The organism is Amycolatopsis sp. NPDC054798, assembly GCF_053611505.1.
Genome location: NZ_JBSHAM010000029.1, coordinates 14,550 through 31,990, shown reverse-complemented (window position 1 = coordinate 31,990; position 17,441 = coordinate 14,550). Strand labels below are relative to the sequence as shown.

The following is a 17,441-nucleotide window of genomic DNA, read 5'->3' as shown; positions in this document are numbered from 1 at the left end:
TTCCTAGTTCCGGCCGGGCTGCCAGCCGAGCACCCGGCGTTCGATGCCGAGCAGCGCGGCGTTGAACCCGTACCCGAGGATGCCCAGCAGCACGATCCACGCCCACATCTGGTCGAAGTCGTAGGCCCGCTGGGCGGCGAGCAGCGCGTAGCCGATGCCGTTGAGCGCCCCCACCAGTTCGGAGATCGCCATCAGGATCAGCGCGATCGAGAGCGACAGCCGCAGCCCGGCGAAGATCTTCGGCAGTGCCGCGGGCAGCACGACCAGCCCGATCCAGTACCGCTTCGGCGTGCGGAACGCGCGCGCCGTCTCCACCTTGACCTTGTCGACCGACCGCACCCCGTCCACAGTGTTCATCAGAACCGGCCACAGCGAACCGAAAATGATCGTCGCGGTCTGCATGCCCGGCCCGATGCCGAACAGGATGATGAACACCGGCACCAGCGCGGGCGGCGGAATGGCGCGGAAGAACGCGAACAGCGGTCCCACGTAGTCCATCGCGGTGCGCGAACGGCCCAGCGCGGTGCCGAGCGCCACGCCGATCACCACCGCCAGCAGCCAGCCGCCGAGCACCCGGCCGAGGCTCGGCAGGATGTGGTCGAAGACCGGATCGCCGAGGAACAGCTGCGAAGCCGGGCCGGAGAACCACAGTTTCGCCGCCGCGGCAGCGATTTTCGACGGCGGCGGGAAGAACACGCTTTCGCTCAGCCGGGTGGCGATCTCCCACAGCACCACCAAAATGACGAACAGCAGCCACTTGCGGGCGAAGCCGCTGAGGCCGCGGCCCACCCGGCGCGTCACGGTGGACGGCTTCTCGACCACACTCACGCGGCGGCTCCTTCGACGGCGCTGCTCCAGCGGAACAGCCGGTGGCCCAGCCGTTCCAGGCCCTCGTTGACGAGGAAACCGAGGATCCCGGCGATGACCGTCCCGGCGAGCACCAGGTCCATCCGGCCCGGCCCGGAACTGGCTTCGAGCACGAACTGCCCGATGCCGAGTTTCGCGCCGGCCAGGAATTCCGTGCTGATCACCAGGATCAGCGAAATGGCCGCGGACAACCGGATCCCGGTGAACACGAACGGCGCGGCGTGCGGCAGCGCGACCGAAGTCAGCACCCGCGCGCGCGGAGTTCCGTACGTGCGCGCGGTTTCCAGCAGCAGCGGGTCGATCTCAGCCAGCGCGTAGATGGTGTTGAAGAGAATCGGCCACACCGCCGCGTACACGGCCAGCGTGATCTTCGCTTCCGGGCCGCCGCCGACGACGATCAGCACCAGCGGAATCAGTGCCACCGAAGGGATCGGCCGCAGGAATTCGACGATCGCCTTGGTCGCGTCGCGCAGCCAGCGGACGCTGCCGAGCAGCAGACCGGCGGGGACCGCGATGGCGATCGAGATGAGCAGCGCGATCATCCACGCGAGCACCGAGGCGATCACGTCGCGGACGAATTCGACGTCGCCGAGCAGTTCGCCGATCCGGGCGAACACGACGGTCGGCGGGGGCAGGTCGTTCTGGTCGATCAGACCGGCCCGCACGACGGCCTCCCAGATCAGGAGGAAGCCGAGCAGGCCGGTCAGGTTCCGGACGAGGCGCACGTCAGGACGCGTTCGCCTGCGGGACGATCATCGACTGCACGTCGATCTTCGACTGGATCGAGCCGAACTGCTGCAGCAGGTCGGGCACCCGCTGGATGCGCCGAGCGTCCAAAGTGGACTGGAAGGTCAGCAGGTTCGTGATCTTCGCGGTCGCCTCGTCCACCTTCGAGTACTGGATCATCAGCGGCTCGATCTTGGAGCGGTCGGACGCTTCCTTCGTGGCCCGCAGCATCGCGCGCTGGAACGCGGCGACGGTCTTCGGGTTCGCGTCGGTGAACTTGCCGAGCGAGCCGTAGCCCGCGGTCGGGAAGTCCTTGGTGCCGCCGGAAGCGGTGTCGATGACCTCGACCGTCCCGTTGACCTTCGCCGACTGCGTGATGAACGGCTCGGTGAGGAAGCCCGCGTCGATGTCGCCGCGCTTGACCGCGGGGCCGATGTCCGGGAACCGCAGCGAAACCCACTGCACGTCGTTGAAGTTCACGCCGTTGTCGCGCATGACCGACTTGGTCAGGGTGTCGCAAATCGTGTTGGTCGCGGTGATCCCGATCTTCTTGCCCGCGAGGTCGCGCACGGTCTTGATGTTGCTGTTCGGCATCGCCACGACCTCGGTGCTCTTCGGGCCGGCCGAGGAGGCGTCGGCCACGAGCTTGATGTCCGCGCTGCCCTTGCTCTTGGCGATGAAGAACGGCGTGTAGCTGGCGTAGGCGATGTCGACCCCGCCGGACAGCAGCTTCTGCAGCGAGGCGTCACCGCTGGCCGCGTCGACGGCCTCGACGTCGAGCCCCTCGTTCTTGAAGTAGCCGTTCTGGACCGCGAGGTGGAAGGGCACCACGTCGATCGTCGGCATGATCGAGACCTTGATCTTGGCCTTCTCGACCCCGGAGCCGCCCTTCGAGCTGCCCGAATCGTCCGATCCGCCCAGCAGGCCGCAGCCGCTGGCGGTCATCGCGACACCACCCGCCATCGCGAGCGACAGGAACCCTCGCCTGCCGTAACTGCGCCGGCTGCTCACCGCTTCATCAAACAAGGTCGCTCCTAGCAAATGGGCCCGCGTCTGACATGGACGCGGGGGGAAGGTGGCTCATTGTCCGGAGTCACGCGGCTACTGTAGAGAACCAGCACGATCACTTACAATGGGTGTTCATATACGATTCAGAAGTGGCACTCGTCACTCGATCAGGTGATCGAATCCCCTGGTATGCCCGGGTATGTGAACGACCCGTGGGTGCCCGATGAACCTTGATCCGCTGCCTGGGTGCTCTCCGGGCAACTTCTGGAGGGTTACAAATGGGCCAGGCGTTCGCTACCCTCTGCTCCTGCAATGTGAGGTGTGGACCACCGATGTAGTGAGAGCAGGACTTGCGAAAAGGCTCTCCGCACACGTCGGCGACAAGCCGGCGGAGGGTGGCCTCGGCCGAACGGACCAAGAGATCGACCACGTGCGGGGACCGAACGTCATGCCAGACCTGAACCGATTCCGCGCCCGAGGTGACGGGCAGCCGCACCGGGAAGTCGATCTTTTCACTCGAAAGGGTGTAACAGTTCGGGCCGCGGTCCAGACCACTCAGGTGGCGGATTACCTGCCGGGAGCGTGCGCGTAGTGGCCACGAGCACGGCAGGTTCGGAATCAACGGGCCCCTCGGGCCCGGACGGTGGTGCGGCGGTGCCGAACGAAGACACCGCGGGGGCAGGGGAGGCCTCCGCTCAGGAGAACGCGGGGACCGCGCAGCAGCGGTCCTGGCTCGCGCTCGGCAACTGGCGGCTGCGGTCGAAGCTCGCGCTCATTCTCCTCATCCCCACGATCACCGCACTGGTGCTCGGTGTCCTGCGCGTGGTCGACGACGTGCGGTCGGCGGTCGACCTCAACCACACCGCCAACCAGGTCGCCTTCGCCGAGAAGGTCACCGCGGTGGTGCACGACCTGCAGCGCGAGCGCGCGCTGGCCGTGGTCCGGATCGCCTCCGGCGACCCGCTGCGCCAGACCGGCCTCGACGCGCAGATGGCGAAGGTCGACCGCGACGTCGACGACCTGCGCAACGCCGCGGTCAACCTCGAAAGCGACGACCAGGCAGCCAGCGACCGTTACGCGCACGGCCTCCAGCGCCTCGACGCGCTGCGCCCGCTGCGCGCGGCGATGACCACCTCGGCCTACTCCGACCGCGCGGTGCTCGACACCTATTCCTCGGTGCTCGACTCGCTGATCCAGCTCGGCCGCGAGGTCTCCACCGCGACCACCGACCGCGACCTGCTCCGCCTCGGCACGAGCACGCAGTCGATCAGCGAGGCGAAGGAGTTCATCCTCCGCGGCGACTCCGCACTGCAGATCGCCGCGTTCCGCGACAACTTCCCGGGCAACCTGATCGACGAGACCCGGGCCGCCGAGGCCAGCGGCGACGCGGCGATCACCGCGTTCCTCGCCAACGCCACCGGCGACCAGGTCCAGCTCTACAACGACACCTACTCCGGCCCCGAGGTCGACGAGCGCCGCCGGTTGCAGACGCAGGGCTTCTCTTTCGCCCAGCAAGGCCAGCCGCTCAACCTCGACGGCACGAAGCTCGGCCAGGACTCCACCGTCGCCGCCGACAAACTGCGCGCGGTCGAGGTCAACCTGCTGACCCAGCTGCGCGCGCAGGCCGACGAACTGGCCAGCAACGCGGTGCGCTCGGCGTGGGTCGGCGGGGTCATCGTCCTCGCCGCGCTGGTCGCCGCGCTGATGCTGATGCTCGTCATCGCCCGGCTGATGCTGCGCCCGCTGCGGGTGCTGCGGAAGACCGCGCTGGACGTCGCCTACACCCGGCTGCCGGAAACGGTGCAGGCCATCCTCGACGACCCGGACCCGGTCAACGCCTCGAAGAAGGCGGTCGCCCCGGTGCCGGTCCTCACCCGCGACGAGATCGGCGAAGTGGCGCGCTCGTTCGACGTGGTGCACGAACAGGCGGTCAAGATGGCCGCCGAACAGGCACTGCTGCGCGAGAACGTCAACGGCATCTTCGTGAACCTCTCCCGCCGGTCGCAGCGGCTGGTGGAACGCCAGCTCGGCGTGATCGACCGGCTCGAGGCCGACGAGCAGGACCCGGACCATCTCGCGAGCCTGTTCGAACTCGACCACCTGGCGACCCGGTTGCGCCGGAACGGCGAATCGCTGCTGGTGCTTTCGGGTGCGGGCCTCGCGAAGTCGGTGCCGAAGCCGGTGCCTGCGGCCGACGTGATCGGCGCGGCGGTGTCGGAGATCGAGCAGTACGCCCGCATCGAGATCGGCATCGTGCCGGAGGTCGCGGTGCAGGGCCTCGCGATCCACGACCTCGTGCACGTGCTCGCGGAACTGCTCGACAACGCGACCTACTTCTCCGAACCGGAAACCAAGATCACCGTCCGCGCGGTCATCACGCGCAAGAAGGCGCTGGCGATCCAGGTCACCGACCACGGCGTCGGGATGAGCGAGGAGCGCCTCGCCGAGGTCAACGAGCGCCTCGCCGACCCGCCGGACCTGGACGTGTCGGTGACCCGGCGAATGGGTCTGTACGTGGTCGCCCGGCTGGCCCAGCGGCACGGCATCGAGGTGCGGCTGCGCGAGAACGAGGACATCGAGGGCGGCGTGATCGCCCGCGTGGTGGTCCCGGTCGAGCTGCTCACCCAGGTCCGTACTGTTCCGCCGGCGCTGCGCAACACCCCGCCGCCGCCGAACCGCAACGAGGTTTCGCACCCGAGCCTCCCGCCGCTGAACCGCGAACCGGCACCGCAGAACCCGCTTCCGCTCGCGCCGCCGCCCTCGTCCGCCGAGCTGACCGAGGCGATGGGGTCGGCCGGTTCCGGCGGGGCGGCGGAGAACGGCGGCCTGGTCCCGCTCGACCAGCCGATCAGCCTCGACGACCTCGTGGCGGGCAACCGCGCGGCCGGTCCGTTCCTCAGCCCGGCGACGCCCGCCGCCGAAGCCCCGGCGTGGCCGACCGCGGAGGACCTCGCCCCGCTCACCCGCGAGTCGTACGGCGAGGGCGCGAGCCTGGCGCAGACCGAGTTCCCGCCGCTGGTGCTGCCGAAGCGGGAGCCGAAGTACGTCGCTCCGGAAGCGCCGAAGGAGCAGCCGGCCTCCGAGTCGGACGGTTCCGCCGCGCTCGAGGACGACGTCCCCACCCGGCGGCTGCCGATCTACCAGTCGGTGCTGTCGCGCTGGTTCAGCGAGGGCGAGGACGGCGACACCGGCACCGGCACCGGCACCGGAACGCCCCAATCCGCCGCGCCGGAGCCGGAAACCGCCGAAGCCCCCGCGCCCAAGCCGGAGGAGATTCCGGCGGCCGAGCCGAGACCGCAGGCGGCCGAGGCGCTCGAATCGACGCCGCTCTACCCCGGTTCCGACGAACCGGAGGACGACAGCTGGCACAGCGTCTCCGACGAGGGCTGGCAGGCGGCGCAGTCGCTGCTCGAATCCAAGAACGAGGAGATCACGTCCGCCGGGCTGCCCAAACGCGTGCCCAACGCGTACCTGGTCCCCGGCTCGATCGGCAACGCACCGGAACCGGCGCAGCAGAATTCGTTCACCGACGCGACCACCGGAATGCCCGGAACGGGTGCGATCACCCGCTCGGCGACGGCTGCCCGCAGCCGGATGGCAAGCTTCCAGCGTGGGTACAAGTCCGGAAGGCACGCACTGAAGGAGCGGCCGCCGGACGCCCGGCTCGACGACGACGGGGTTCGCGTCACCGGGGCCGGGTATGTGAGCGACAGCAGTGAGGAGCGAGAGTGACACGGGCGGGAGTGCAGCCGGGAGGCGGCTCGGTGCAGCCGAACGGCAGGCAGGCCGGGGGCAGTGCGGCGAGCAGCTTCGCATGGCTGATCACGGACTTCGTCCACCGGGTGCCCGGTGCGGCGCACGCGGTGGTCGTCTCGGCCGACGGTCTGCTGCTCGCGTCTTCGCGCGGGCTGCCGAAGGACCGGGCGGACCAGCTCGCGGCCGTCGCTTCGGGGCTGACCAGCCTCGCGCGCGGCGCGGCGAAGGTGTTCGAAGGCGGCCCGGTCGCGCAGACCGTGGTCGAAATGGCGAACGGATTCCTCTTCTTGATGTCGGTGTCCGACGGCTCGTGCCTCGCGGTGCTCGGCTCGCCGGAGAGCGACATCGGCTTGGTGGTGTACGAAATGACTCTGCTGGTCGAACGGGTCGGCCAGCAGCTGACACCGGAGATGCGGGCACAACTGCAGGGCGCTGCGGTCCGTCGCTAGGCGGACCTAGGACTACAGGAGTAAACCGTGGACGACGGGCGCTTGCGCGGCGATGGCCGGCTCGGTGACGAGCACACCGGGGGCTGGGGCGATCGGGACCAGAGCCGGGAGGACTGGAAGTCCTTCCGGGACCGGGTCGACCGCGAATGGCGTTCAAGGGACGTCCAAGCCGCGGATTCCGAGCCGGTGCGCGAACCGCCGAACTGGCTGACCGATTCCAACGCCGGGCAGCAGCCGGGCATCACCGCGGTGCCCGGGTACCGCGAGCGGCTGCTCGGCGGACCGGGTTCGGAGCTGTTCGGAGGGGCGAGCGGACCGCTGTACGACTCGGCCGAGTTCGCCGCGTTCAGCGCCGACCGCGACCGGGCGGGACCCTCGTCGAACGAGCTGGCCGCCGCGCTGCCGATGCAAGCGGCGGGCGAATACGCGGACGAGCCCGCCGAGGTGGAGACCTCCGGGCTGGTCCGGCCTTACTTTCGTACCCGCGGTCGCACGAAACCGACCTACGACCTCGCGATCGAGGCGCTGGTGTCGACGAGCGAGCAGGGCAGGGTGCTTGACCGCGTCCGTGTGCCGGAGCACCGGTCGATCTGCGACCTGTGCCTCGACACCCGGTCGGTCGCCGAGGTGGCCGCGCTGCTGCGGCTGCCGCTCGGCGTCGTGCGGGTGCTGATTGGTGACGTGGCGGGCCTCGGCCTGGTGCTCGTGCACACGAGCAGCAGCACGAATTCGGGCGACCGCCCCAGTATCGAGTTCATGGAAAGGGTGCTCAGTGGGCTTCGGAGAATTTGACTCCGACGCGAACACACCGCAGACGGGTCCGACCTCGTCGGCCAAGATCGTGGTCGCGGGTGGGTTCGGTTCGGGCAAGACGACTATGGTCGGGGCGATCTCCGAGATCGACCCGCTGACCACCGAGGCCATGATGACCGAGGCCAGCGTGGGCCACGACGACGTGTCGGCGACGCCGAACAAGTCGACCACCACGGTGGCCATGGACTTCGGCCGGATCTCGCTCGACTCAGACCTGGTGCTGTACGTGTTCGGCACGCCGGGCCAGCACCGGTTCTGGTTCATGTGGGACGACCTCGCCGTCGGTGCGATCGGCGCGGTCGTGCTGGTGGACACGCGCCGGCTCGCGGACGCGTTCCCGTCCATCGACTTTTTCGAGAACCGGAAGCTGCCTTACGTCGTGGCGATCAACTGCTTCGACCGGCTGCTGCACCACCAGATCGAGGACGTGCGGCACGCGCTCACGATCTCGCCGTCGGTGCCGATCATGGCGTGCGACGCGCGGGAACGGGAGTCGGCGAAGCAGGTGCTGATCTCCGTCGTGCAGCACGCGATCGCGCACGACACGGCTTTGCGGGCGGGCTAGTCCCCGCCTCCGGTCCCCGCCGCCGTCTGCGAAGGAGGCGTCCGCCGACTCCCAGATTCCCGTTACACCCCCGGCTCGGGTGCGGCCGTTGGAGTGAACTCCGAGGGCTTCACCCGCTTCGGGGAGTGGTGCCTCCGAGCGGGCAGGCCGAGTAGTCCTGTCCGCTTGCGGCCGAGGCCGACCGCCCCTGATCGGGGCGTCGGACCGGCGGTGACCTGCACGGACATCCCGCTGCGCACGGTGGCCGCCGCCACCACCGAGTGACCCGCGAATGCGTGGTTGTGCATGCGTTCGCGCGACGTTACATCCGGCAGACACGTACCGTGCCCGGGCACACGCTCGACACGACCGGGTGCGTGAATACGCTGGAACGACGACTTCACCGCGGCCGGGCGAGGATGGACTCGCACGCCGCGAGGCGGGCGTCCGGCAGCGTTCGAGGAGCTTGGAGGGGCAGTGACCGATTCCGACCGGCCAGCGGACCAGGGCACGTTCAGCTGGCTGATCTCGGATTTCGTGCGCCGGGTCCCGGGTGCGGCGCACGCGGTGCTGGTGTCGGCCGACGGACTGATGCTCGCACCTTCGGAGGGTTTGCCGCAGGAGCGCGCCGAGCAGCTGTCGGCGGTGGCGTCCGGGCTGATCAGCCTCACCCAAGGCGCCGCGCGGTGCTTCGAGGCGGGCGGCGTGAACCAGACCGTGGTCGAGATGGAGCGCGGGTACCTGTTCCTGATGTCGGTCACCGACGGGTCCTGCCTGGCTGTGCTCGCCGCGCCGACGTGCGACATCGGAACGGTGGCGTACGAGATGACCCTGCTGGTCGAGCGGGTCGGCGAGCAGATCACGCCGGAGCTGCGCGCCCAGCTGCAGGGCGGCGGGGTGCTGGGGTAGCCGATGAAGATCTCGGGTTTCGGAGACCAGGACACGGGCGCCTGGGACGCCCTCCACAAAGGCACGGAACGGGAGTCGTTCGACTCGCCGAGCCGGTATGAGCTGAGTTCGCTGAGCCTGCGGTTGCCGCACCGGCAGCCGCGGCCCTCGCCGCCTCCGCCTCCGCCTCCGCCGCCCGCTGCTCGACGACCGGAGCCCGTTCGCCGTCCGGAACCTGCCCGCCGTCCGGAACCCGCTCCTCGTCCGGCTCCCGCGCCCGCGCCGCGTCCGGTGCAGCAGGCGGTCGCCCCGCGTCCGGTGGCCCCGGCTCCCGCTCCGGTTCAGGAAGAGAACTGGGACGACGGTTACGAATGGGTCGAGGACGGCGAATCCGGTTACTGGGAAGAGCCCCGGCAGAACCACCGCTGGGAAGAACCGCCATCGCGGCCTGCGGCGCACGACCCGTACTCGTTCGACGAATACGCCGGTTCGCCCGGCCCGGACGACCGCGTGGTGCCGGAAGGTTCGGCGTACCAACGGCAGCACGTCGAACAAGCCACCCGCAGCAGGCACGCGCTGGTCGAAGAGCCTCCGGCGGAGGACCAGTATTCCTATGGCGGCCCGCCTTCTGGAGTGTCCGAATTGGACCGGTTCTGGTCCGAAGAGGAGTCGGCGCAGCCTGAACCGGAACCGCCCGTCCAGCCGGCGAAGTCGCGGGTGCGGCCGTACGCGCGGACCCGAGGCCGGACGCATTCGGACCACAACCTCGCGCTGGAGGCCCTGGTCTCCACCAGCGACGAGGGCCGCCGCTACCGCGGGGTGCGCTCGATCGAGCACCGGCGGATCTGCGATCTGTGCCTGGAGACCCGGTCGGTCGCCGAGATCGCCGCGCATCTGCACCTGCCTCTTGGAGTGGTGAAGGTGCTGGTGGGCGATATGGCGGACATCGGTCTCGTCATGCTGCACCAGACCGATCTGGTGCTGGGGGACCGGTCTTCGCGGGAGTTCATGGAGCGGGTGCTGCAGGGGCTGCGGAATCTCTGAGCGCCCGCTCTGCTCCCGTTCCGCCCGCTCCCGCCTCGCCCTGCCCCGCCTGCACTCGCGCGTCGGCTCCGCCCCGCCTTGTCCCCGCTCCGCCCCGCCTTGTCTTGCGTTGCCTGCTCACTTCCGGGCCCACCCCAATGTGGCATTGGGTGCGTCAGACGCACCGAACGCCACATTGGGTGCGTCACATGCACCCAATGCCACATTGGGGCGCTCTGGCCCGAACGCCACTTCGGCGCACCCAACGCACCGAATGCCACTCCGAGGCCCGTTCAACACACCCAACACCGCCTCGATGCGCCGGATGCCCCAAACACCACAACCGACGCACCCAACGCCACTCCGGAGCGGCCTCAGTCCTCGACCAACGCCGCGGAAGTGATGCGGTGCAACGGATACCGCTCGTGGTTCGCGCCCTCAAGCACCCCGCCGCCGACTCGCAGCGGGCGTACGACCCGTTGGCTCGCCGTGCCGCGTGAGTCGACGAAGCCGATCCACACCTCGCGCTGTTCGAGCGTCGCGCGCGACAGCAGGTCCAGCGTCGCCGTGGTATCCGCCCCGCCGCCGCCCGGTGCGCGGACTGTCGAACCGCGCCGCCGTGCCGAAGCTTGGTCTCCTGCGCGGAGGTTCGACACGATCCGCGTCGCCTGTTCGTCGGTCAGCACAGCCTGTTCGCCGGGCCGTGCGCGAGCCGCGCGGGCGCGAGCGGGGAGCCTGCGTCCGGTGGGCCGCAGGTCGACCACCCGGCCGTCCGGACCTTCCGCCGCGGGGGCGAAACCCGCGCCACGCAAGGCTTCCAGTACTTCGGCCAGGGGTGCGGAGCTGATCAGCACCGTCGGTGCGATCAGCCGCAGGTCGTACTCCGCGGCTACCGGGTTCGCGAGGACCTCGGCGAGCAGTGCCTCGTCGTCGCAGCGCAGGAACGATCCCGCGGTGCCGCCGCGCAATCGGCCGTGGCGGCGGGCGACGTCGTCGATCAGGTACGTGAGGCCTTGCGGTATCGGGGTCGCCGACTTGTCGCGGAACATCGCGTGCAGTTCGTCGGCGGTCCGTCCGGTGTCGAGCGCCCGCCGCACCGATTCCTCGGTGATCCGGTAAACCGTTGCGTGCCCAGCGGATTCGACGTTCGCGACCGCGGCCATGTCCGCCGCCAATTCCGGCTCCAGCGGGCCCGGCGCGACGACGGTCAGGTCAGCTTGCACCAGCACGTGATCGATCGGCGCGGGCAGTGCGTCGTGCATCGCCTCGACCGCGCCGGAGCGGTCGTCCTCCAGCAGCAGCCGCGTGGCGGTGGTGAGCGCACCGAGACCGACGAGGCCCAGTGCGGTTGCCTCGGCCATTGTCCAGCGGACGGTTTCGTCGCGCAGCCGGCCGCCTCGCCGGGGTGCGCGCCAGGCAAGGACGGCCACCAATTCGTCGACGCTTTTCACGCCTGCGCCCGGATTCAGCTCGGCCAGCGCGGAAAGCACGCGGTGTCGCGAAACCGGCGCGAGCGGCCGTCGCAATTCCTCGGACAGCGGCGCGATCGGCTTGTCTTTCCCGTCCCGGCCACCGGCGAGACCGGGCAGCCGCGGCAGTTCCAGCCACGCCTGCGCGAGCGTCATCCACCGCTGCACCGACGGCGACGCGAGCCAGCTGTCGGTGAGCATGGTGGGCACGTACTCCGGGGTGGTGTTTTCGCTGTCCGCAACGAGTCCCGCGCCGACGACCAGCTCCACGAGCAGCGTCGCACGGGTCTCGTCGATTTCGAGATCCTTGGCGATCTTCTTCAGCTCGCGCACTCCGAGCCCGCCCGCCTTGAGCACCGGCGGCGGCGCAGCCGACCACATCCGCAGCAGAGATTCCGTCTGCCGCAACAACTCCATCGCTTCGCCGGCCGCCGTTTCGTCCACAGTGTCCGTCCGATGTGGATTGACGGGCAGCTCTGGCTCAACCAGCGTGTCCGGTTCGAACGCGCGGCCGCCGCGCAGCAGCAGGCCGAGTTCGCGCGGAAGCTCGACGGTTTGGTCGTCGCGGCGCAGCAGCAGGCCGCGCGCGAGGAGTTTCTGCACCGGCGTGGCCGCGTCGGACAGTCCGACGTCGAAGCTCGCGTCGCGGGTGCGGCCGATCGGGGGCCCGGCGGCCAGCGCTGTCAGGACCGCCCGCTCGTCGTCGCCGACCTCCGCGAGGCGCGCGTCGATGTCGGTGGCGGCCAGCGCGGGCGACGGCGCGCCGAGCCCGGCGGGGAACGGCCCGAGCGCGTCGCGAGCCGCGGGCGGCACTCGCAGTTCGTCGTCGGTGCCCCAGACGAGAGCCCGAGCGCGCAGGCGCGCGAGCGGTTCGCTGACGTCGCGGCCGACCAGCGCCGTCACCGCGGACACCGGCGTCGGCTCGACATCGGCACCGGCGACCAGCAACGCGTCGATCACCGCGAGCGTGAACGTGTCGAGGTCTTCGCAGGCTCGGGCGACCGACCCCGGCGTGCCCGCGCGGGTGGCGAGCACAGTGGTGTCGGACGGAGGAGGGGTGGACAGATCGCGACGTGTGCGCAGCAGTTCGGCGAGTGCGTCGTCGGACTCCGCACGCAGCCAGTCCGCCAGAGAGGTCGCGGGCATAGACACCCAGGATACCGGGCGGGTGCGCGCGCACGAGCGGTGTTCGGGCAGACTGTGTGCGAGTTTGCCGGACGAGGGCCTCGGAGGAAGCAGTGGCGAAGGGCGACAAGCAGAGCAAGGGCATCGACCCGACGTGGCCGGGCGAGCCGGGCGAGCACCCGGTCACCGAGCTGTCCTCGGACCGGCAGGGAGCGCTTTCGCCGTTCGGCGACCTGGCCTTCCCGCTCGACACGGTGCCCTACGTGCACCCGGAGACCGAGATCAACCGCTGACCTGCGGACGCGTTCGGGGGCACCGCGACCGGCGGAGCCCCCGATCCTGAAGTTACTGGTCAGTCACCCGGTTGGGGTGGGGTGGCGCGGGTCACCGGACTAGATTCGAGCCGTCCGAACCCACTCCACCAGCGGGGAGTACGTGTCATGCCGGTTCCCGGTCCCGGGTATTCGATCACCGTCCGGGTCGAGGCCCCGGCCTCGTCCACGGCCGCGGGCGATCTCACCACCGCGGTCGGCCGCGTCGGCGGGGTGCTGACGGCGTTCGACGTCGTCGAATCGCACCCGGAAACCATCGTGATCGACATCAGCGCCAACGCGCTGTCGGAGAACCACGCCCAAGACATCACCCAGGCGCTCGATTCGCTGCCGGGCGTGCGCGTGCGCAAGGTCTCGGACCGGACGTTCCTGATCCACCTCGGCGGCAAGATCGAGGTCAGCCCCAAGGTCGCGCTCCGCAACCGTGACGACCTCTCCCGCGCGTACACGCCGGGCGTCGCCCGCGTGTGCCAGGCGATCGCCGCGAACCCCGAGGACGCGCGCCGGCTGACCATCAAGCGCAACACCGTCGCGGTGCTCACCGACGGTTCCGCCGTGCTCGGCCTCGGCAACATCGGCCCGGCCGCCGCGCTGCCGGTGATGGAGGGCAAGGCGGCGCTGTTCAAGAAGTTCGCCGACGTCGACGCCTGGCCGGTCTGCCTGGACACCCAGGACACCGAAGAGATCATCATGATCGCGAAGGCGCTCGCCCCGGTGTACGCGGGCATCAACCTCGAGGACATCGCCGCGCCGCGCTGCTTCGAGATCGAGAAGCGGCTGCGCGAGCAGTTGGACATCCCGGTCTTCCACGACGACCAGCACGGCACCGCGATCGTCGTGGTCGCCGCGCTGCGCAACGCGCTGCGGGTGGTCGGGAAGAACATCGAGGACTGCAAGATCGTGGTCAGCGGCGTCGGCGCGGCCGGTTCGGCGATCATCCGCCTGCTGCTGCGCAAGAACCCGGGCGACATTGTGGCCGCCGACATCGACGGCGTCGTCTACCCCGAGCGCGGCAACCTCGACGACAACCTGACCTGGATCGCCGAGCACACCAACTCCGACCGCAAGTCCGGCACCCTGCACGACGCGCTGGTCGGCGCGGACGTCTTCATCGGCGTCTCGGCCCCGAACCTCTTCGGCGCGGAGCAGGTCGCCACGATGAACGACAACGCGGTCGTTTTCGCGCTGGCCAACCCGGACCCGGAGATCGACCCGCTGGAGGCGCAGAAGCACGCCGCGGTCGTCGCCACCGGGCGCAGCGACTTCCCGAACCAGATCAACAACGTCCTGGCGTTCCCGGGCGTCTTCCGCGGCCTGCTCGACGCCGCCGCGCACAACATCGACGACAACATGCTGCTGGCCGCCGCCGACGCGATCGCCGACGTGGTGGACAACGGCAAGCTCAACGCGTCGTTCATCGTGCCGAGCGTGTTCGACAACGCGGTGGCCCCGGCGGTCGCCGAAGCGGTGCGCAATGCGGTTAAGGCGGAACGCGCCAGCTGACCCAAACTCGCTCCGTCCGTGAAGGGCTCCTTGAGGGAATCAGATTCCCTCAAGGAGCCCTTCACGGACTTTGGGCGAAGTTGCGCAGTAGCCTCGCGGGCGTGAGTGAACTCAGCCATGTCGACGAGTCCGGCGCCGCCCGGATGGTCGACGTTTCCGGCAAGACCGCGTCCGCGCGCACCGCGCTCGCCGGCGGGACCGTCCACACCACGGCGGAGGTCGTCGGCCTGCTTTCGGCCAACGGCCTTCCCAAGGGCGACGCGCTGGCGACCGCGCGGATCGCCGGGATCATGGGCGCCAAACGCGTGCCCGAGCTGATCCCGTTGTGCCACCAGATCGCGCTGTCCGGGGTCAAGGTGGAGTTCGAACTGGACGGTGCCGCGGTCCACATCAGCGCGACGGCCAAGACCAAGGACGTCACCGGCGTCGAGATGGAGGCGCTGACCGCCGTCGCGGTCGCCGGGCTGACGCTGCACGACATGATCAAGGCCGTCGACCCGGCCGCGACGCTCGACAACGTGCGGCTGATCCGCAAGGACGGCGGCAAGACCGGAACCTGGGAGCGGCCATGACCAAGACCGCGCGCGTCATCGTCGCCTCCAACCGCGCCGCCCGGGGCGTCTACGAGGACAAGACCGGCCCGGTGCTCGTCGGCTGGCTGGCCGGCCGCGGCTACGAGGTGCCGCCGCCGGTCGTCGTCGAGGACGGCGACCCGGTGGGCGTCGCGCTGCGAGCCGCGGTGGCCGACGGCGTCGCGGTGATCCTCACGACCGGCGGCACCGGCATCTCGCCGACCGACCGCACCCCGGACGTCACCCGCGCGGTGCTCGATTACGAACTGCCCGGCGTCGCGGACGCGATCCGCGCGGCCGGACTGCCGAAGGTGCCCACCGCGGTGCTGTCGCGCGGTGTGGCCGGAGTCGCGGGCCGGACCCTCGTGGTGAACCTTCCGGGGTCGAGCGGCGGCGTGAAGGACGGTCTGCGGGTCCTGGAGGACATCCTCGAGCACGCGGTCGACCAGCTCGCCGGCGGAGACCACCCGCGCGAGGCCGCTCCGTCCGGCCCCGCAGTGCGGATCCTGCGGGCTGACGTGAGCGACCAGCCGCTGTCGGTCGAGGAACACGCACAGCTGGTGGAGGACGACGCGGCGGGCGCCGTGGTCACGTTCTCGGGCGTGGTCCGCGACCACGACGGCGGCAAGGGCGTGCGCGATCTGACCTACGAGGGCCACCCGACGGCTCGCGACGTGCTCGCCGAGGTGGTCAACGACCTCGCCGCGCGCTGGAAGGGCGTGCGGGCGGTGGCGGTGAGCCATCGGGTCGGCGCGCTGACGATCGGCGACGTCGCGCTCGCCTGCGCGGTCGCCGCCGAGCACCGCGGCCAGGCGTTCACCGCGTGCGCGGAACTGGTGGACGAGGTGAAGGCGCGGCTTCCGGTGTGGAAGCACCAGCACTTCACCGACGGCACCGACGAATGGGTCAACTCGCCCTGACCCCCCTCGTGAGCGGCTGAACCCACGGGGAGGCCGCTCACGAGCCCGGACACGACGAAGGGCCCCACCGCCAGGGGATTTGACGCGGTGGGGCCCTTCAGACGTTCTGTCACAGCAGCAGCTGCGCCGGAACCCGCCTCACGAGGAGGCTCGGATTCACTTGGTGGCGAGCTTCTGGCCGACCACGATGAAGTTCGCGTTCGACACGTACTGCTTGTTCAGGTCCTGCAGCTTCTGGTAGCCGCCCTGGATGTTGTGCTCCTTGGCGATCTTCGAGAGCGTGTCGCCCGCCTTCACGGTGTAGTCACCGTTCGGGTTGGAGTTCGCCACCGCCGCGGCGACAGGCTGGGTGACCTGCTGCTTCTTCGGGGCAACGCTCTTCGGGGTCGCCTTCTTGGTGGCGGTGCTCTTCTTCGGGGTCGCCTTGTGCGCGGAGGCCGAGCTGCCGGCCTTCTTGCTGCACACCGGCCACGCGCCGGGGCCCTGGCCCTGCATCACGCGCTCGGCGACAGCGATCTGCTGCTCGCGCGAGGCGCCCTGCGGGCTGCCGGTGCCGCCGTAGGCCTTCCAGGTGCTCTGGGTGAACTGGAGACCACCGTAGTAGCCGTTTCCGGTGTTGGTGTTCCAGTTGCCGCCGCTCTCGCACTGCGCGATGGCGTCCCAGTTGGTCGCCGACGCGGGGGTCGCGGCGATCGCGAGGGGAGCGCCGACCGCGATACCCGCGACTGCGACACGGGCGATGGTGCGGGTGGCGGCGGACATCTTGCGGTGCTTGCCTCGGTAAGACATCTGAAAACTTCTCGATTCCTGCGCCTACGAGCACGATGCTGCGGGTCGGGTTGGGAGCCCGTCCGCCCGTTGCCGGGCGGCTGACGCGGACGTCGCACGACGCGCCGTCTTCGTCCCCTCGTCTCTGTCCGGAAATGCTTTCGCTCGGGGTATGGGTCCGGGGATCCGTCGGACAGAGCTGGGCGCTACGGATTCCCGGTGTTGCTTGGTCGGTCGGGGCCAACCGAAAAGCGACGGTACGTAATTCGCGGCGTGATCGGAAATCATTCGGGCTGTGACCTACGTCACAGTAACGGCACGCAACCTGTCTCGATCCGCCTGTTTTCGCAGGTCAGAGCGCCGTTATCTGGCCGTTTTCTAGCCGAGATATTTCACGGATCGTGAGGCTTGGGTCACGTCGATAACGCGTCAAGGGGCCATTCGCAGCAGATAAGGGCGGGCACTCTAAACCACTCGTCAACGGTCGGCCACTGCCCGCCGAGTGGTTCTTTGAGCTGCGGAAATACGCCGTGAGCGAAACGCTTCGGAGAGTAGGGATAAAGCGCGTTGATCGCTCAGCGCGCCAGTGCCGCCATTCGCCGTGGTCCGGACCAATCGGCCGGAAACCGCCGCTCCGGCGGCCAGCGCGGCGCTCAGCCGGGTGAACGGGGGCTTTCC

Annotated in this window: 15 protein-coding genes; 10 read left to right on the top strand and 5 right to left on the bottom strand. The window is 69.7% G+C overall.

Annotated elements, in window-relative coordinates:
* Nucleotides 1-3: 3 nt before the first annotated feature.
* The 3 genes from ACWGIC_RS19500 to ACWGIC_RS19490 are packed head-to-tail and all read right to left on the bottom strand — an operon-like array spanning nucleotide 4 to nucleotide 2,556.
* Nucleotides 4-828, bottom strand: coding sequence for an ABC transporter permease (locus ACWGIC_RS19500; RefSeq protein WP_452077345.1), 825 nt, complete (start codon nucleotides 826-828; stop codon nucleotides 4-6).
* Complete coding sequence (locus ACWGIC_RS19495) at nucleotides 825-1,592, bottom strand: ABC transporter permease (RefSeq protein WP_452077344.1); 768 nt, start codon at nucleotides 1,590-1,592, stop codon at nucleotides 825-827. The genes ACWGIC_RS19500 and ACWGIC_RS19495 overlap by 4 nt, the downstream gene beginning before the upstream one ends.
* A 1-nt stretch (nucleotide 1,593) precedes the next feature.
* Nucleotides 1,594-2,556 carry an ABC transporter substrate-binding protein gene (locus ACWGIC_RS19490; protein ID WP_452077400.1) on the bottom strand — a complete coding sequence of 321 codons (963 nt, stop codon included), beginning with the start codon at nucleotides 2,554-2,556 and terminating at the stop codon, nucleotides 1,594-1,596.
* Between the two features lie 699 nt (nucleotides 2,557-3,255).
* Here ACWGIC_RS19490 and ACWGIC_RS19485 point away from each other — a divergent pair.
* The 6 genes from ACWGIC_RS19485 to ACWGIC_RS19460 all read left to right on the top strand — a co-directional run bounded on the left by ACWGIC_RS19485 (nucleotide 3,256) and on the right by ACWGIC_RS19460 (nucleotide 10,095).
* The gene (locus ACWGIC_RS19485) at nucleotides 3,256-6,333 is read left to right on the top strand and encodes a sensor histidine kinase (protein WP_452077343.1); all 3,078 of its coding nucleotides are present in this window, start codon (nucleotides 3,256-3,258) and stop codon (nucleotides 6,331-6,333) included.
* Nucleotides 6,330-6,806, top strand: a complete 477-nt coding sequence (locus tag ACWGIC_RS19480; protein WP_369871052.1) for a roadblock/LC7 domain-containing protein — start codon at nucleotides 6,330-6,332, stop codon at nucleotides 6,804-6,806. The genes ACWGIC_RS19485 and ACWGIC_RS19480 overlap by 4 nt, the downstream gene beginning before the upstream one ends.
* Nucleotides 6,807-6,833: 27 nt before the next feature.
* Nucleotides 6,834-7,598: a DUF742 domain-containing protein gene (locus ACWGIC_RS19475; protein ID WP_452077342.1), complete on the top strand. Its 765-nt coding sequence runs from the start codon at nucleotides 6,834-6,836 to the stop codon at nucleotides 7,596-7,598.
* Nucleotides 7,579-8,184: a GTP-binding protein gene (locus tag ACWGIC_RS19470; protein ID WP_370933780.1), complete on the top strand. Its 606-nt coding sequence runs from the start codon at nucleotides 7,579-7,581 to the stop codon at nucleotides 8,182-8,184. The genes ACWGIC_RS19475 and ACWGIC_RS19470 overlap by 20 nt, the downstream gene beginning before the upstream one ends.
* A 456-nt stretch (nucleotides 8,185-8,640) precedes the next feature.
* A complete protein-coding gene (locus ACWGIC_RS19465) occupies nucleotides 8,641-9,072 on the top strand; it encodes a roadblock/LC7 domain-containing protein (protein ID WP_452077341.1) in 432 nt (143 codons plus the stop codon).
* A 3-nt stretch (nucleotides 9,073-9,075) separates the two neighbouring features.
* The gene (locus ACWGIC_RS19460; protein ID WP_452077340.1) at nucleotides 9,076-10,095 is read left to right on the top strand and encodes a DUF742 domain-containing protein; all 1,020 of its coding nucleotides are present in this window, start codon (nucleotides 9,076-9,078) and stop codon (nucleotides 10,093-10,095) included.
* A 353-nt stretch (nucleotides 10,096-10,448) separates the two neighbouring features.
* Here ACWGIC_RS19460 and ACWGIC_RS19455 read toward each other — a convergent pair whose 3' ends face one another.
* The gene (locus ACWGIC_RS19455) at nucleotides 10,449-12,689 is read right to left on the bottom strand and encodes a helicase-associated domain-containing protein (protein WP_452077339.1); all 2,241 of its coding nucleotides are present in this window, start codon (nucleotides 12,687-12,689) and stop codon (nucleotides 10,449-10,451) included.
* 92 nt (nucleotides 12,690-12,781) lie between these two features.
* Here ACWGIC_RS19455 and ACWGIC_RS19450 point away from each other — a divergent pair, with 92 nt between their 5' ends.
* From ACWGIC_RS19450 to ACWGIC_RS19435, 4 genes are all read left to right on the top strand, one after another.
* Nucleotides 12,782-12,961: a hypothetical protein gene (locus ACWGIC_RS19450; protein WP_452077338.1), complete on the top strand. Its 180-nt coding sequence runs from the start codon at nucleotides 12,782-12,784 to the stop codon at nucleotides 12,959-12,961.
* 147 nt (nucleotides 12,962-13,108) lie between these two features.
* Complete coding sequence (locus ACWGIC_RS19445) at nucleotides 13,109-14,503, top strand: malic enzyme-like NAD(P)-binding protein (protein ID WP_452077337.1); 1,395 nt, start codon at nucleotides 13,109-13,111, stop codon at nucleotides 14,501-14,503.
* Nucleotides 14,504-14,604: 101 nt separating this feature from the next.
* Nucleotides 14,605-15,075 (top strand): cyclic pyranopterin monophosphate synthase MoaC, encoded by a 471-nt coding sequence (gene moaC, locus ACWGIC_RS19440; RefSeq protein ID WP_452077336.1) that lies wholly within the window; start codon nucleotides 14,605-14,607, stop codon nucleotides 15,073-15,075.
* Nucleotides 15,072-15,995 carry a molybdenum cofactor biosynthesis protein MoaE gene (locus tag ACWGIC_RS19435; protein ID WP_452077335.1) on the top strand — a complete coding sequence of 308 codons (924 nt, stop codon included), beginning with the start codon at nucleotides 15,072-15,074 and terminating at the stop codon, nucleotides 15,993-15,995. Before moaC ends, ACWGIC_RS19435 begins: the two co-directional genes overlap by 4 nt.
* Before the next feature lie 156 nt (nucleotides 15,996-16,151).
* Here the strand turns inward: ACWGIC_RS19435 and ACWGIC_RS19430 are convergent, their stop codons facing one another.
* Complete coding sequence (locus ACWGIC_RS19430; RefSeq protein WP_452077334.1) at nucleotides 16,152-16,784, bottom strand: transglycosylase family protein; 633 nt, start codon at nucleotides 16,782-16,784, stop codon at nucleotides 16,152-16,154.
* Between the last annotated feature and the right edge of the window lie 657 nt (nucleotides 16,785-17,441).